Here is a 16,579-nt window from a genome sequence, read left to right as displayed (position 1 = left end):
CTTTCGGGTGATTTTTGTATAAAAATTCTATTTTTTTATATTCGATACCAACCACGAACCTTTTTAAAATAATAGTATCATTATGTCTCCTTTTTAGAGATTATTTTTAATTACCTTGAATTTTTTGCACCAGAACCGGAAAATCCCTGACTACTCGAAATATCAACTATCAGGTGCTAATATTCAATAACGCGTACTGAAAATGATTAAACATTTTTATAAACCAGTGGAACATTTAAGAAATCAATTTTTCTCTTATCGAAATTTAATTAGCTTACAGTAATACAGTGGTCATATATTTTTAAGAATAACGGAAGAATATATAGAAATTGCTACAGAAATGTGAAGTTTAATTAATTTAGGAGGAACAAACTTGTTTAATCAGCTTGTAAAAGTTATACCGAATTTATTTACGATTGGAAATTTATTGTGCGGTGTTTTCTCAATCACCTTGAATATGAGTGAATATTTAGGAGCAGCCTCCATTCTCATTTTCTTTTCAGCTGTTTTAGATTTTCTTGATGGAAGAATTGCAAGAAAATTAAAAGTGAACAGTGAGTTTGGCGTAGAATTGGATTCCTTAGCTGATATTGTTAGTTTCGGCGTCGCTCCTGCGCTTTTATTTCATACGATAGCAACACCTTCTATTTTAACTTCTTTGGCATTTATCCTATTCCCAACAATGGGTGCTTTAAGATTAGCTAAATTTAGTATTAAACCAACTATTGGATATTTTAAGGGATTACCTATTCCAGCTGCAGGATTATCATTGGCTGGTATGGCATTGTTTTCATATAGTAATGCATGGATTACTTTAATCCTCGCCCTCTTAATGGTAAGTCCCATTAGGTTTAAAAAATTTTAATGAAGGTCACGCCCAACGCCATTAAGGAGCATTTTAAATGGATTTAACGCGTCAATAAGTATAAAAAAGCGGGACAATAATATTAAATTAGGTGCCCTTCGAAAAATTAAAACCTTGTATTTATGGCTATTGGGTTAATCCATCGATATGTTATTCTGAAACGTCAGTCCACTTTTAACAGGAGCTCCCTTTATCAAGAGAGCTCCTGTTCTTATTTCTTCTTCTTTTCTGTCGGTTGACTTTGTTTAGCAAAATTAGATGAATCATCAAAATTTGGTTGCTTTTTACCAGCATTATTACTTCTACCTTTTCCCATATGTAATGCACCTCCCCTCCCCCTTACTATTCCCAATAAAAAAATTCTCTTGCATCCAAGAGAATTTTAAATTGGGTTCTTATTGATAATACCTAAGTACTTCCAACACTGCCATTCCATAAAAGATGGATCCAATGTTAAATTATTTAATGCTAAAACAAATATTACATTTTCATATTTAACTGGATAATCAATTAATAATCCTAATGTATTTCCTGAATCTGCGACAATTATGATTCCCTTTTCTAACACGTCATCTATAACTTCTTTTAATTATTCTTACCTAGCATATAATATTTTCCTACACATTGAGATTGCATGTTGTATAAGGAAGCCCTTCTTCTTTCCATGCAAGAAATCCTCCCTTTAAATTCACTACTTCCTTTATACCAGCTCTTTGTAAAATACTAGCTGCTATAGCGGAACGTAATCCGGTTCGACATTGCAAAACTATTGGAAAATCTTTCGGTATATAATCTAGTTGTTCAAATAGATTACCTAAAGTGATATGTATTGCATCATGAAGGTGTCCTTCCTCCCACTCTTTTTTACTACGCACATCGATAACCTTAACGCTTCCACCTTTTATATGCGGATATAATTCAATCGATGTTTTTTCTTTGTAACTTTCAAATCTATCAAGTCTTTGTATTACTTTTAAGGGTGCAAAAGCAATAATATTATCTAACCCAATAGATTCAAATTCTCTAATAACTGCCTCTACTTTAACCTTTTCCTCATCTAGAATTATTAAAGTTTCTTTTTTATAATCTAATAACCATCCACACCAAGTTGTGAAATACTTGTTATAAGGTATGTTAATTGACTTCTCGATATGACCTGCAGCAAAACTCTCTACATCCCTTATATCAACTATTTGATAAACGCTCTTCAAAATTTCTTGAAGTTCTTCTACTGTATTAATAGCAGTACTTTTTCTCTTCTTACGAATTGGCGGACCATACTTATTTAAATTCTTCATTAATGAAAAATACTTTGGAGGCTCTGGCTGTCCCGTCAATAAAGTCGATATAAAATCACTTTCTTCATTACACCGAAATGCCCAATTGAACATCTTTTCATAACCTAATGTAGAAGTTGGAATTGCTCCTAATGCTTTTCCACATGCGCTTCCCGCACCATGTGATGGCCATATTTGCAAATAATCAGGAAGTATTTTTATTTTTTGTATAGAATCAAATAATTGTTTCGCTCCTATTTTTGCAGTATCTTTAATACCGACTGCAGTTTCTAATAAATCCGGTCTTCCTATATCTCCTACAAATATAAAATCACCTGTGAATATTCCTATCGGTTTATCATTCGTATAATTATTTTGACTTGTATCAGTTACTAAAAAAGAAATACTTTCAGGCGTATGCCCTGGGGTGTGAATTACATTAAATTTTATATGACCTACTTTAAACTCTGTGCCCTCTCTAACCAATTTGTATCGACCTTCGTTAAGATATTGATATTTCCAATCACAATCTCCTTCATCAGATACATATAAATTTGCATGGTAAAGATTAGAAAGTTCTCTAGACCCAGAAAGAAAATCAGCATGAATATGAGTCTCAGCCGCAGCAATTACTTCCATCCCCTCTTTCTTAGCAAATTCTATATATTGTTCTATATAGCGACTAGGATCAATAACGATTGCTACGCCTTCTTTCTGACAACCGACTAAATAGGAAGCATGTGCTAATTTTTCATCATAAAAATATTTTAAAAGCATAGCTATTCCCTCCAATTAGTTATTTCAAATTAATTTTCAATTTTTGTAACCACTTTTTATCTTCTCCTATAGAATCCCTTTCAACATTAAATTCCAATACATATATGGCAACATATATCTTTTAAGTAAAAACATACTATACTGTTCTTTCGCTTGATTAAATGGAAACGTTTCTTGAGGCTCATGTTCATAGTTAAATTCAGCAAGTATAAGACTTTTATATCCTGTAACAATCGGACATGATGTATATCCATCATATTTAGCCTGTAAATCTCTTCCGCTAAGTACGTCCATAATATTTTGTTTTAAGACGGGTATTTGTTTTCGAATTGCTGCTCCAGTTTTAGAGGTAGGTAAATTGGTACAATCTCCAAGTCCAAAAATATTTTTATATTGCACATGCTGCAAAGTATAAGGGCTTATATCTACCCACCCCTGATGATCATTTATCTCACTCTCTTTAATAAAATTAGGTGGCCCCATTGGCGGAACAACATGTATCATACTATATGGTACGGTTTCTCTTTTTAGTGTTTGCGTATCTTCAAAAATTGCCTCTCTCTTTTCGGCGATAATTTCCACTAGATTTTTATTATAATTCGTTATAATTTGCTTTCTTTCTAGTACTTGTTCTAAAGTATTTGCATATCGTGGAACCTGAAATATGTTATTGTTTGCAGAATAAAATATTACTTTACTTCTGTTTCTTACACCACTATTACAAAAATACTCCTCTGCTAAGTACATAATTTTTTGTGGAGCACCACCGCATTTAATAGGAGTATTAGGGTGGGTAAAAAGCGCATTTCCTCCTTTAAATTTTTCGATTTCTCTCCAAGTAGAATCAACATATGTATAAGAATAATTGCTACATACCCCATTAGTGCCAATAGACTCTTTTAAGCCTTTAATACTGTCCCAATTTATTTGGATACCAGCTGCTACAATAAGAATTTCATACTCAAGTAGCAGTCCGTCATCTAAAAGTATCTTATTTTCAGATGGAAATAACTCAACAACACTTTTAGGGATCCACGTTGCCCCTTTTGGAATAAGCGATTCCTGATTACGCATCGTACTTTCCTTTGAAACAATTCCTCCCCCCACTAAACTCCATAGTGGCTGAAAGTAATGTTTTTTTGATGGATCAATAATTGCTATACTTTCTTTCAATAGGGGTACATTTCGTAATAAATGTGCAGTAGAAGATAGTCCTGCTGTCCCAGCACCAATTACAATAATTTTATAACTATCTCTGGTCTTCATTATCCTCTTCCTATCTAAAATTGATTTTTAAATTAACTAATTAGTAGCCATTTTTTCATCGTAGTAACATGATTATAAGTTAAAAATATCATAGTTTTATCTGATTTAAATGAAAATTTTGTTAATTTTACCATCAACATTACTATATGCGTAAATCCCCTATGTTACTTCCATATTTTAATTTTAATATTAAAACTAAATATTATTATATAAAATAAAAATAATGCATTAAAATACTTTTCATGAATCCGGATAAGTAATGTTTAAAAAACAACATCTAACATCTTAGATGTTAAAATAAACAAATTCACATACTTCACAAATATGAAAAGTATTAAATATCGCTTAAGTTTCGTTACCTTTTTCTGTATATATTGATAAAAAATTGTGAAATTTTATCGCATTATGCAAGACATTTAATATTAAATATATTACTTTTACTATGAACTAAATGGTTTATAGGGCTTTTCTAAATAAACAAGGTGCTAAATTAATTCTTAAGAAGCCATTATCATTGCATTTATCTAAAAATTTTAAAAAATACACGCAGATGGATATCATCTTAAATACATATATAATTACCTTTAATTTTTTGACACGATTTCACATAATTCTTAAACTGATTTTTTTGCGTGCATTATGAAAAAAAATGCACCGTGTCAGTCTTTAAAAGATTATATATCATAACTTTAAGAGAGGCAGGAAAACTATGAAGATGAAAAGAAAAATCTACTGGTTAAATGCTAGCCAATAGATTTTTCTTTTTTATCTAAGGATTCTTTTAAAAGAACAACAATTTTACTACAGTAATCAAGAACAGGTTTCTAAATTAAGTTACTGGAGAATATATAACTCTGGCGCAATATCCCTACCAGCTTTCATTCCAATAATAACTCCATGATATAACGTCAAAGATGAAATCCCTCAACTTAGGTATTTGACTTTTTAAATTTATACAAATGTCTTAGCTCTATGTACTGTGATATATAGGTCCACATCAATATGTTATTGCATCATATACTGAACAGATAATTTAAATTACTTTTATAAAGGATGATGAGGATGAACCTAGAAGATATACAAAAATCCTATGGCGTAATTGTAAGTTTAGGAGGATTGTGTCAAGTCACCAACCAAATCAAAAGACACAATTTAAGAACATTTTCTGGACCTTTAGATTGGTTTTATTATCCATCACTTTCAGATGTAAACAGATTACTTCAAAATCGATTTAAAAAATTCATGAAGTTGGAAAATATGGTTATAGAAGGTTCAGAAAGTTACGGTCTTATTGAATCGGAATTTGATAATCAAATTAAATGGGCAGAACGAATTACCTACTGTATAAAGGACACTTATTATAATTGTTTTTCAATGCATGATTTTCCTATTAATTCCGAAAAGGATTTGAAATCAACCTATCCTTCTTTTAAAGCTAAATTAGACACTAGAATTAATCGATTCCTTGAAAAAATAAATAGTAGTGAATCCATTTTATTCATTAGAATTTGGGGAAATCGAGATGAAGCGGTTGAATTACAAAACGTATTATCTAAAATTACAAATAAGGATTTTAATATTCTTATTGTTAATTTCAAGGAGGGTATATCTAATATTGTTGAACAAAATTGGGGAATATCGAGGGTTTGTTCAATTGAACTCCCACGTTATCAGGATAGATGGGAAGGTGATGATTCCGATTGGGATGTTATTTTAAACAAAATAACATTAACTTAATAATTTTCTTCTTACTTTTAACATGATTTGGCCCGTAAAATCAAATAGGTGTAGAAAAATAAAATTCCTGTCTAATTGATACACACTTAATTAACAAAACGTTCATATAATAATTCGTAAGTCCTTCTTTATTGAATAAATAGTTCTTTACAAAATTAGTTCCATCACTAGAGCACCTTTATGCGGTGCTCTTTTTTGAATTTATAAAATGTAAAAATAGTTGTTCCATTTTCCTTTAAATGGCTAATTCCCTTTGTTATTCTTCTATTGATTTCTGTATAATCATTTATGCGATCAGCATATTCTGCTTATGTAGTGCATTCACGACTACTTACTTCCATACTTTATCTTATATTTTGTCTTCTTGGATATTTCATTATAAGCTTCTTCAATTCCCTGGATTTCCTTCCCCTTCTTTTATCTTAAGAACAAGCAATTTCTTTCATTAATATTAAATAAACTAAAGCATAGATTTTAAAAGAACCTAATTTACATATAATTAATGATAAACTACAGTGTGTATTCTCCACGTTTAATCAGCATCTGAATTATAAATCTAACATATTTTTTTTAGTTGATTGTCATTATGGTACAACCGTGTATACATTTACCAAACAAACTACATAGTTTAAATTAGTAAAATATATAGAGAGGAAGGAAGTAAATCTATGAAAGTCATAATTTTGTGTGGCGGAAAAGGGCTTCGGATGCAAGGAATTTTAGAGGACATTCCCAAACCATTAGTTCGAGTTCAAGGAAAGCCTCTCCTCTTGCATATAATGAATTGGTATAGAAAATATGGACATTCTGATTTCATTTTACCCTTAGGATATAAAGGTGAGAAAATTAAGGAATATTTTATGGACTTTAGCTGGAAAGAGAATGACTTTAGTTTGAATTTTAAAACCAGTCAATATACGCTACTTCAGAAATTAGAAAATTGGAATATACACTTTATAGATACAGGAATTGATACAATGACCGGGGCAAGACTAAAAAAACTTGAATCCTTTGTACAGGGTGAAACCTTTTTATTAACTTATGGTGACGGATTAGCCAATATAGATATTGATCAACTAATAGCATTCCATAAAGAAAAAGGAAAAATTGCTACATTAACTGGAATTAAAAAAAATAGTCAATACGGCCTATTGGCGGTCGAAGATGGAATTGCTATTGATTTTAAAGAAAAACCATTACTTGATGAAGTAATTAATGGCGGTTTTTTTGTATTTAACAAAGAAATATTCAATTATTTAAGTAATAATGATGATTGTGTTCTAGAAGAAGATCCTCTTCGAAATTTAATAAAAGACAATGAGCTCGCCGTCTATGAACACAATGACTTTTGGGCTAGTGTCGATACACCTAAAGATTTAAAAACTGTAAATGAAAGTTGGAATCCAAATAAATTTTAGTGGAGAGGACTGAATAAGCATTGAACTCTAATGATAAAAAAATAAGTTTACCTCGATTGTACATCCCCTCTAATGAGAAAATAGTTAACCCACTTTCAACAGGAATTAAAGCTTCAAATCTCTCCAAAAAAAATACTCAAAAAAGAATTAATCCCCAATTCTATAATCAACAACATGATCTAAATAATCATTTCTGCGTCATTGTAGGTAGTGAGTATGTCTTGAAAATTATTGCTTTACAGCAATCATTAATGCAGTACTCAGAAAAATTCACATTGTGGATTTGTTGTATAGATCCTTTTGCATATTCACTATTAAAAGAAATGAGTTTAATTAATGTAAACCTTTTACAAGTTGAAGAATTAGAAGATCGTGAACTAAAAGCAATTAAGAAAAAAAGAAAAGTAAATGAATATTGTTGGACTTTAAAATCTGTCTTGATAGAATATTTATTGGTCAATTATGATTTACCATCTATTCTATATTGTGATGGTGATTTATGCTTTTTCTCTGACCCTAATATTATTTTTGAGGAATGGGGTGACCATTCTATCTTCCTAACCCCCCAAAGAGATCGTGATTGGGTAGAAAAAATGTACGGAAAATATCAGGCTGGTCTAATTGGATTTAAGAATGATCTCTATGGACTAAAAAGTGTAAGATGGTGGAAAAATAAATGTATAGATTGGTGCAGTGCCGAGGCTGAAGAGGGGAAATTTGGAGACCAAAAGTATTTAGATTATATCCCTATATATTTTCCAAAAGTAAAAATTTCAAATAACTTAGGTATAAATGCTGCGCCTTGGAACTGTATATATAATAACGATTATAAAATTGACAAGACTAAAAATGATATATTTATTGAAAACGACAAACTAGTTGTTTACCATTTTGCATGTATTACTATCTTTACTGAAAATGATTTTGATCTTTGGTCTTTGGGAGAAATTTCAATACCCAATAATATATTAAACCATATTTACACTCCGTATTTAGAGAGAATTCAATTTGTTTTAAAGCAATTAAAGGATAAATTCAATAAAGATACTAAACAATTTTTAAGTAAAAAAGATATAAATAAAGCTCAAACTTTATATAAAGATTCACAATTAAGAAGAAAAATGAATCAATCCAATCATTTTATGAACTTTTCCATGATTATAAGTAAAGAACGATTAATTCAAGGATTGACCTCTTATTATTCCTTAGAAAATTTCAACGCTAAATTTACTGTATGGATCTGTTGTATGGATGATCTAACTTATCAAATATTAGAGAAATTAAAATTAAAGCACGCCATACTAATTCCGGTAAAAGAAATTGAAAATCATGAACTCCTCAGTATAAAAAATGATAGAAGTTTACAAGAGTATTGTTGGACATTAAAAGCGCCCCTATGTCTACATGTCCTTAGTCTTTATCCGGAAGTTGATCACATTATATATTGTGATGCTGATATGTATTTCTTTACAGCACCTAATATCATTCTTGATGAGTGGTGGAAATACTCTGTATTCCTTTGCCCTCAAAGAAGCTCTACTGAAATTGAAAGCATACACGGTATATACCAAGCTGGTTTAGTAGGCTTCAAAAACGATCAAAATAGTAAAGAAATTTTAACATGGTGGAAAGATAAATGCCTAGAATATTGTAATAATCATTATGATGTTGAAATGGATAGATGGGGTGATCAAAAATATTTAAATCACATTCCTAACATCTTTTCTAATATAAAAATCATGACTCATAGAGGTATTGATGCAGCACCTTGGAATGTCATTTTAAATAGCAGTTCTATATCCAAAACAGATAATAAAGTTTTTATTGATCAAGATGAATTAATAGCTTTTCATTTTGGAAGTATGCAAATTATTAATCCAAATGAGTTCGATTTATGGAAACACGAAACTTTAGAATTACCTCCAGCAGTTTTAGATTATATATACATTCCTTATATTGAACAATTGAATAAGACATGTCATACCCTTCATAATACTTTTCAAAAACCTTCCTCCTCTTTATTTGCTGATCAAATTGATACAACAACAATAAAAAATTATTTTAAATACCCCTCCCCTCATCACAATTAAGACTGATACTTTCCTTATTTAAAAATAAATCTATTTATTTCAGCAACTAAAAATACATCTTAATAAAGGATAGATTATCACTATGATTGCTTCATTTAAAAATAAAACTTTCCTTATTACTGGTGGATACGGTTTTATTGGTTCTCACTTGGCACGAAGACTTTTAAATTTACAAGCAAAAATTGTTCTTTTCATAAGAACACCATCAAACTCTTGGAGACTAAAGGATATTCTAAAATATATTGAAACCTATGAAATAGATATACGAGATAAAAAACAAGTACAAGATGCAATAAAGAAAATTAATCCCGATTATATCTTTCACCTGGCAGCCTATGGTGTAAATTCTGCCCATACAGATTACATCCATGCTATAGAAACAAATGTTATAGGGACTTGTAACATTATTCAAGCAGCAAAATTGGTGAATTGTAAAAAAATCATCAATTTTGGGAGTAGTTCTGAATACGGTAACAAGATGGAACCTATTCATGAAAATATGTTACTAACTCCTGTGGATATCTATGGAAGTACCAAAGCTGCTGCTACTATACTCGCCCATCAAATTGCTAGCGAAAACAATATTAATCTTATAACATTAAGACCTTTTGGCATATTCGGAGAAGGCGAAGAGCCGCATAAAATTTTTAGCTATATAATCTTGCGAGTATTACAAAACAAAGATGTAAATTTAACTTTATGTAATCAATTAAGAGATTATTGTTATATAGAAAATGTAATAGATGCCTGTATCCTAGCAGTAGAAAATACTACTGTACAAAATGAAATTTTTAATATTGGGAGCGGCACTATTCACCCCTTGAAACATTATGTAGAATTATTATTCAAACATTTGAAAACCAATTCCAGACCAAATTACGGTGCAATTTCCTCTAGAACAAATGAAAGATGGGTTCCTGAAGCGGATGTGCAAAAAATAAAAAACTCTCTTTCCTGGGAACCTAGAATTAATATTGAAGAAGGAATTATAAAAACTGTTAATTGGTATAAAAATAATAAACATTTATACCTAACCCCCTAAAAATAGGGTACTAAAGGAGGTGGACTAATTGTTAAACCAAAACTTTAATAATGCTTTTTACGGAAAAACAATTTTAATTACTGGACATACTGGTTTTAAAGGTTCTTGGTTATCCCTATGGTTGAATGAATTAGGTGCTACTGTAATCGGATATTCATTAGATCCTAAAAATAAGAATGATAACTTTAACATTACTAACCTTCAAAATAATATAATTGATATTCGTGGAGACATTAGAGATTTTAATAAATTAAATAAGGTTTTTACAGATTATAAACCTGAAATTGTATTCCATTTAGCTGCCCAACCTCTAGTTAATTATTCATATGAATATCCTAGAGAAACATACGAGGTAAACGTTGTAGGGACTATGAATGTACTAGAGGCAATTCGATTACATGAATCAGCTAAAATAGGAATTATGGTGACAAGTGACAAGTGCTATGAAAATAAAGAATGGCCTTGGGGTTATCGTGAAATTGACCCTATGGGCGGCCATGACATATATAGCTCAAGCAAAGGATGCTGTGAACTTTTAATTTCTTCCTATCGAAATTCTTACTTTTCAGAAGAAAACTTTTCTCAACACAAGAAAATAATTGCAAGCGTTCGAGCTGGTAATGTAATTGGTGGTGGTGATTGGTCAATAGATAGAATTATTCCTGATTGTATACGAGCATTAGAATCAAACAAAAACATTATTATTAGAAACCCTACTGCTATTAGACCCTGGCAACATGTACTAGAACCTTTAAGCGGGTATTTACTCCTTACAGAAAAAATTATAAATAATGGTATCCTTTATTCAGGAGCATGGAACTTCGGGCCATCCCTAAGCAATATTGTTCCAGTAGAAAAATTAGTGACCAGTTTACTAGATATTTGGGGCTGCGGGGATTGGACAGCAGAAAATATAGGTCCAATAAATTTTCATGAAGCAAATTTACTAAATCTTGACATTAGCAAAGCAAAATTCAATCTTAATTGGCAGCCAAAATGGTCCCTACAACAGACTTTAGAAAATACAATAGAATGGTATAAACATTATAATTCTTACACCAGTTCTGAGATGATAAATCTATGTATTAGCCAAATCAAACAATATTGCATGCTTTGAACTACTCCCACTTCCCCATACTTGCTGTGAGTTCCTTATGGAGGGAGTCTTCTTGGTTAAAATAATAAAAGATACATTAATTTTTATAGTCTAAATTATAAACCTACTATACCTAAAATTATGTGATTGTCCATTAACAAAGATTTTATTTCTTCGGTTATTTCAAATCAACTATTGACATTATACTTAAGAATAAAGGAATCACATATTTTTCTAGTGATTCCCTTGTTCTGAGAAAATAATGTCTTGCTTTAACGACAATACAGTATATGCGATTATTAATTTATTTGTTCTAGTTATGAAAAAATCTATTCCTGTCAAAAGAGCTTTCTTCAAAGAAAAACTTCCTATTTTCTTCTACTTATCCTACCCGAAAAGTAACTAAGATGAAAATTTTGATAATTATATCTACTATTATAGAATTATCCCCTTCTTGTAGCTATTCCACTAAAGTTCATGCTTATATATTGATTCCCTGATTTATTATCACCAATGTTGATGAATTCATGCATTGCTTATTCTATACACAAATTGCTTTTTGAATTATCTTTTCAGAATAAGTAAAGAAGGCTTTCTCTTTTATGCACTTCTTCCCTACCAGTCTTTAATTTGCCTTTAATCAACAATAAGAACAAATCTTCAATATAGTACATCTTCTATAAAACAAAACCATAAGTAAGATAATTTCACTATTACAAATAATGAGATGTTCTGTTTCACCTTTTTACATTATCTAAAAAAGAACTTATAGGAATTCTTACAAGTTCTTTTTTGTTTTCTTTATTGTCTTCTTATTTACATACGCAAGATTTATATATTTTATCGGATACATACTATATGTATCCGATAAAATAATTTAAAAATTAATATGTAATTGATCCGTTTTAAGAAAAGGAAATTTCATAAATCTTCAATCACAGTTTCTAAGTTCACCTGATAGAACGTATAAAGACTCATATCATCTTTTGATAATTTTTGGATGTTTTATTCTAAGTATATTCGACACAAATTGATTGTTTTTTATGAATTTTCTTGAAAAATATTGTAATATCACTCCATTTTTTCTTCTATTTTGTTATGATGTTTATAATTAAATTGGATTAGGATTTTTTTAGAAAATGGGGGCGTATATTATGAGTGTTTCAGTAAAGGGAAATGAGCAATTAACTTCTCTATTGAACGACTGGTATCGAGCTATGCTATCTCAACAAGTTATAAAAGCTACTAATCTAAAAAAGAAAATTGATGAAAAAATTAATAAGTTAAGCATTGAGCCGGATCAAGAACATCAGGATCAAAATTTGTTACTATACTATTCACTACTCGAATTTCGTTACAAGGTCTTAACAGATAGCCTTGGTATTCAACAAAATAGTTTTGATACTATTAGCGATTATGATATGCCTACAGATCAATTTCTACAATTCTATTATCATTTTTTCAAATCCATTCATTCCACTTTTATATCTAATTATACTGAGGCAGAGGAACATTATAAACTAGCAGAAAAAATATTGGTAGCTATACCAGATGAAATTGAACATGCTGAATTTTACTATAGAATTGCTACTTTCTATCACCATACCTATAACAATCTCGCTTCTATCGAGTACGCAAATAAATCGAGAGCAATCTTTTCAAAGTACGAAGGTTATGAAGTAAAAACAGCCTTTTGTAATAGTTTGCTAGGTGGTTGCTGCATCTATTTAAAACAGTACGAACAAGCAGAAGAATATCTACATTGCGCAATTGATTTACTACAAAAAAATAGGGAAGAAGATTCCTTGTTATACGTAAAAAATACTATGGGGTGGCTGTATTCTGATCAAAGTATGTCTACTTTAGCTATTCGTCACCTTTCAGAAGTAACAGAGAAAATCCCTACACACTTCAAGGCCATCTTCCTACAAGCTAAGGAACATTATAAGTTAGGAGAACAATCAACGGCCAGCCAACTCATTGATAAGGGACTACAGATTTGTAGAGAAATTCATAACGAAGAATACACACACCACTTCTCTATTTTAAAAAAATTAAACGAAAATATTCCATTGGAAGAATTAGAAAAAATCATTCAAGAAGGAATCTTATACTTTGAGGAAGAAGAATTATGGGAATATGTTGTCGAATACGCCGAATTATTTGCCACAAAATGTAGACAATTAGAGAACCACCAAAAAGTAAGTGACTATTTCCATATTTGTTATCAAGCAAGACAAAAATCAATCGCAAAAGGAGTGTTAAAATAATGAAAAAAATTAGCTTATTATTATCAGGCATTGCTTTTATTGGGGTATTAACGGTGGGAATTTTTCAGTTTTCTAAAACAGATCAGCTTGCTACTCATGGGCATTATCCTGCTCCTTCATATAGTGTTGGCGATTATGGTGGTGCACCACCACAAATTTAATGTAAATGTATTTAAAAACCCTCCAAATGGAGGGTTTTTAAATGGCTTATCTGCCTGTTCAATACGCATAGAGAGTACATATTATACTTATTTACTATGTTATAAGATTTTTCATTTCCACTCTGTAACAAGATTCTAGCATTCTCTCCTAAAATCTCAACTTAAATCTTAAATCCACCAATTAACTCTTGAAGTTCTTCCGCCATCTGTGCTAATTGTATTGCTGAAGAATTTATCTCTTCCATAGAAGCATGTTGTTCCTCAGATGAACCAGCTATCGTTTGCATACTTGAAGAATTTTCTTTTACAGCCATAGCTATTTGATCAATCGATGTATCAACTTTCATTGCATCAGTTGTCATTTTATTTGATAGTTCTACCATACCATGCACTTTTGATACAATATCATTTGCAGATTTTGAAATCTCATAAAAACTTTGTTTTGTATCATTCGCAACCTTAATTCCCGACTGTACTTCTACGCCTACTTCATTCATAGCTTTTACAGTCTCATGTACGTCTGCTTGTATTTCCTTAATTAAACTTCCAATTTCCATTGAAGATTCGGATGATTGCTCCGCCAACTTTCTAACTTCATCAGCAACAATTGCAAACCCTCTCCCCTGTTCCCCAGCTCTAGCTGCTTCAATCGCTGCATTTAATGCTAATAAATTTGTTTGTTCCGCAATATTTTGAATCGCTTCTAATATACTGCCAATTTGCTGTGATTTCTTATCTAATAATTTTATGACATTATCGGATTGAGAAACAGAGTGATGGATAGACTGCATTTGTGTTACAGTTTGTTCTACTAATTGTTCACCTTCATTGGCTTTTTGTTTAGTGTATATGGATGAAGCCGATACTTCAGAAGCATTCTCAGCTACGTATTGAATATTTCGTGTTACCTCACCAATTAATTCAGCTCCAGACTCAACTTCATTATTTTGAACCTCTGCACTGTTCGAGATTTCTTCCATCTCTTTTGTAATTTGTTCTGTCGCAACACTTGCTTGCTCTACACTAGCAGTTAGTTCCTCAGAAGAAGCAGCTACATGTCCTGCAGATGTGTTAATTTGAGAAATAATATTACGTAACGACTCTGCCATTGTATTGAAACTACCACCTAATTGACCAAGTTCATCCTTTGAACGAATATCTATTTTCTCGGTTAAATCTCCTTGACTAATTCTTTGAGCTGAAATGACTAATTGTCTTAGTGGAGTAATTATAGATTTGAGTATGAATAGAATTACAATTCCACCTAACAATAATGAAGCACCTATTATAGTAAGCGTTTTATAAAAAATAGGATTGGTAGCTTCTTCAATTTCTTTCGTAGGCATTACGCCAGCTATTTTCCAACCTGTTTTTTTATTTGTCTTAAAGCTTATGTTTCGATCTTCACCATTGAGGCTATAAGTAATTACTCCATCTTCTGTCTTGTACAATTCATCCACTAAAGTTTTATCTAATTTCTCTCCAGGTTTTAGTGATGGATGAACAACTATAGTTTTATCTTGACTAACTATAGATACAAATCCTTGCTTCCCAATTTTTATCATTTTGGATGTTTTTACGATATCTTTAATATTCAAATCTACGCCAATGACACCACTTTTATCTGCATTCTGCTTTGCAATTGCAATTACCATATTTCCTGTAGACTTTGATTTATATGGAGATGAAACAATAATCTCTCCATCTGCTTTTACTGCATCCTTATACCAACTGCTTTCTAGCGGATTAAACCCTTCTGGTATTTTTCCAACAGGTGCATGAATAAATTGATTGTTACTGGATGCCGTATAAATCGTTTCTATCTCTGGATGTAACTGTATATATTGATCAAATTTATTCTGTACATTTTGCGATTGTTCAGGATTATAATCCCCTTGTGTGAGTACTTTTGCAAAATGAGTGATATCTGTATGCTTATTTTCTAATTCATCATCAACAATCTTATCTAAAATACTTATATTATCTTTTGCTGATTGTAGAATTGTTTCATTAAGATCTGTTTTTGATTTATTATAAGATGATACTCCTACGATAAGGCTTGGTATAATTAATATTGCTATAAATGCCATAGACAACTTCGTTTTAAGCTTTATTTGCCCCAATCTTTCTTTTATATTAAACACTAGCTACTTCTCCTTTTCATTTTTACTACTTATATAGTTTATTTAAATTTTTCTCCTTTACTTTTCCACATTCATTTATGGTACCATTCGAAATGAAACCACAATTACATACTATTATCCATACTTTATAATTTAGTGATTTAATTTTCACAGACAGAGTTTTATCTGTCCTCCTTTCGAATATGTTATTTTTCTAGATTCAGCAATTATTAGACTACGAATTATTCCAAATAAACTTGATGCAACATATACTTCATTTAAAAAATAATTATTGGATTTGTTTGGATAAAAATCTAGTTTAGCGCTAATCCAATCGGATGAAATTCTTACCATAATACATTCACTAAACATAAATAAGTAAATTTATTTCTTTTAATACTTATATTTAACTGCCTTTTAACCATTCTAACTGTATTATTTCATCGTTTTATCTATT

12 protein-coding genes are annotated in these 16,579 nt (G+C 30.7%); 8 read left to right on the top strand and 4 right to left on the bottom strand.

Annotated elements, in window-relative coordinates; genetic code table 11:
• Positions 1-373: 373 nt before the first annotated feature.
• The gene (gene pssA, locus MR168_RS02120; protein ID WP_000483080.1) at positions 374-865 is read left to right on the top strand and encodes a CDP-diacylglycerol--serine O-phosphatidyltransferase; all 492 of its coding nucleotides are present in this window, start codon (positions 374-376) and stop codon (positions 863-865) included.
• A gap of 382 nt (positions 866-1,247) precedes the next feature.
• Here pssA and MR168_RS02115 read toward each other — a convergent pair whose 3' ends face one another.
• The 3 genes from MR168_RS02115 to MR168_RS02105 all read right to left on the bottom strand — a co-directional run bounded on the left by MR168_RS02115 (position 1,248) and on the right by MR168_RS02105 (position 4,185).
• Positions 1,248-1,433 carry a hypothetical protein gene (locus tag MR168_RS02115; protein ID WP_000890300.1) on the bottom strand — a complete coding sequence of 62 codons (186 nt, stop codon included), beginning with the start codon at positions 1,431-1,433 and terminating at the stop codon, positions 1,248-1,250.
• Positions 1,434-1,482: 49 nt separating this feature from the next.
• Positions 1,483-2,919: an MBL fold metallo-hydrolase gene (locus MR168_RS02110; protein WP_000925320.1), complete on the bottom strand. Its 1,437-nt coding sequence runs from the start codon at positions 2,917-2,919 to the stop codon at positions 1,483-1,485.
• Positions 2,920-2,985: 66 nt separating this feature from the next.
• Positions 2,986-4,185 (bottom strand): FAD/NAD(P)-binding oxidoreductase, encoded by a 1,200-nt coding sequence (locus tag MR168_RS02105; protein WP_086412566.1) that lies wholly within the window; start codon positions 4,183-4,185, stop codon positions 2,986-2,988.
• A 1,062-nt stretch (positions 4,186-5,247) separates the two neighbouring features.
• Here MR168_RS02105 and MR168_RS02100 point away from each other — a divergent pair.
• The 7 genes from MR168_RS02100 to MR168_RS02070 all read left to right on the top strand — a co-directional run bounded on the left by MR168_RS02100 (position 5,248) and on the right by MR168_RS02070 (position 13,999).
• Entirely contained in the window at positions 5,248-5,922 is a 675-nt protein-coding gene (locus tag MR168_RS02100) for a papain-like cysteine peptidase (RefSeq protein ID WP_001047153.1), read from the top strand.
• Between the two features lie 668 nt (positions 5,923-6,590).
• Positions 6,591-7,340: a sugar phosphate nucleotidyltransferase gene (locus MR168_RS02095; protein WP_000864434.1), complete on the top strand. Its 750-nt coding sequence runs from the start codon at positions 6,591-6,593 to the stop codon at positions 7,338-7,340.
• Between the two features lie 20 nt (positions 7,341-7,360).
• Positions 7,361-9,430, top strand: a complete 2,070-nt coding sequence (locus MR168_RS02090) for a glycosyl transferase (RefSeq protein ID WP_242291182.1) — start codon at positions 7,361-7,363, stop codon at positions 9,428-9,430.
• Positions 9,431-9,512: 82 nt separating this feature from the next.
• Positions 9,513-10,472: an NAD-dependent epimerase/dehydratase family protein gene (locus tag MR168_RS02085; protein ID WP_000561952.1), complete on the top strand. Its 960-nt coding sequence runs from the start codon at positions 9,513-9,515 to the stop codon at positions 10,470-10,472.
• A gap of 28 nt (positions 10,473-10,500) precedes the next feature.
• The gene (gene rfbG, locus MR168_RS02080) at positions 10,501-11,589 is read left to right on the top strand and encodes a CDP-glucose 4,6-dehydratase (protein WP_000934347.1); all 1,089 of its coding nucleotides are present in this window, start codon (positions 10,501-10,503) and stop codon (positions 11,587-11,589) included.
• A gap of 1,133 nt (positions 11,590-12,722) precedes the next feature.
• Positions 12,723-13,838 carry a Rap family tetratricopeptide repeat protein gene (locus MR168_RS02075; protein WP_000116953.1) on the top strand — a complete coding sequence of 372 codons (1,116 nt, stop codon included), beginning with the start codon at positions 12,723-12,725 and terminating at the stop codon, positions 13,836-13,838.
• On the top strand, positions 13,838-13,999 hold the full coding sequence (locus tag MR168_RS02070) for a hypothetical protein (RefSeq protein WP_000724107.1): 162 nt from the start codon (positions 13,838-13,840) through the stop codon (positions 13,997-13,999). The genes MR168_RS02075 and MR168_RS02070 overlap by 1 nt, the downstream gene beginning before the upstream one ends.
• Before the next feature lie 161 nt (positions 14,000-14,160).
• On the opposite strand, the gene MR168_RS02065 is transcribed toward MR168_RS02070, so the two are convergent.
• Positions 14,161-16,143 carry a methyl-accepting chemotaxis protein gene (locus MR168_RS02065; protein ID WP_000481869.1) on the bottom strand — a complete coding sequence of 661 codons (1,983 nt, stop codon included), beginning with the start codon at positions 16,141-16,143 and terminating at the stop codon, positions 14,161-14,163.
• Positions 16,144-16,579 lie beyond the last annotated feature (436 nt).

Source organism: Bacillus cereus group sp. BfR-BA-01356, assembly GCF_022663635.1.
Classification (GTDB): Bacteria; Bacillota; Bacilli; order Bacillales; family Bacillaceae_G; genus Bacillus_A; species Bacillus_A cereus.
Note: the sequence above shows the minus strand (reverse complement) of the source record. Positions and strands in the feature narration are given on the sequence as shown.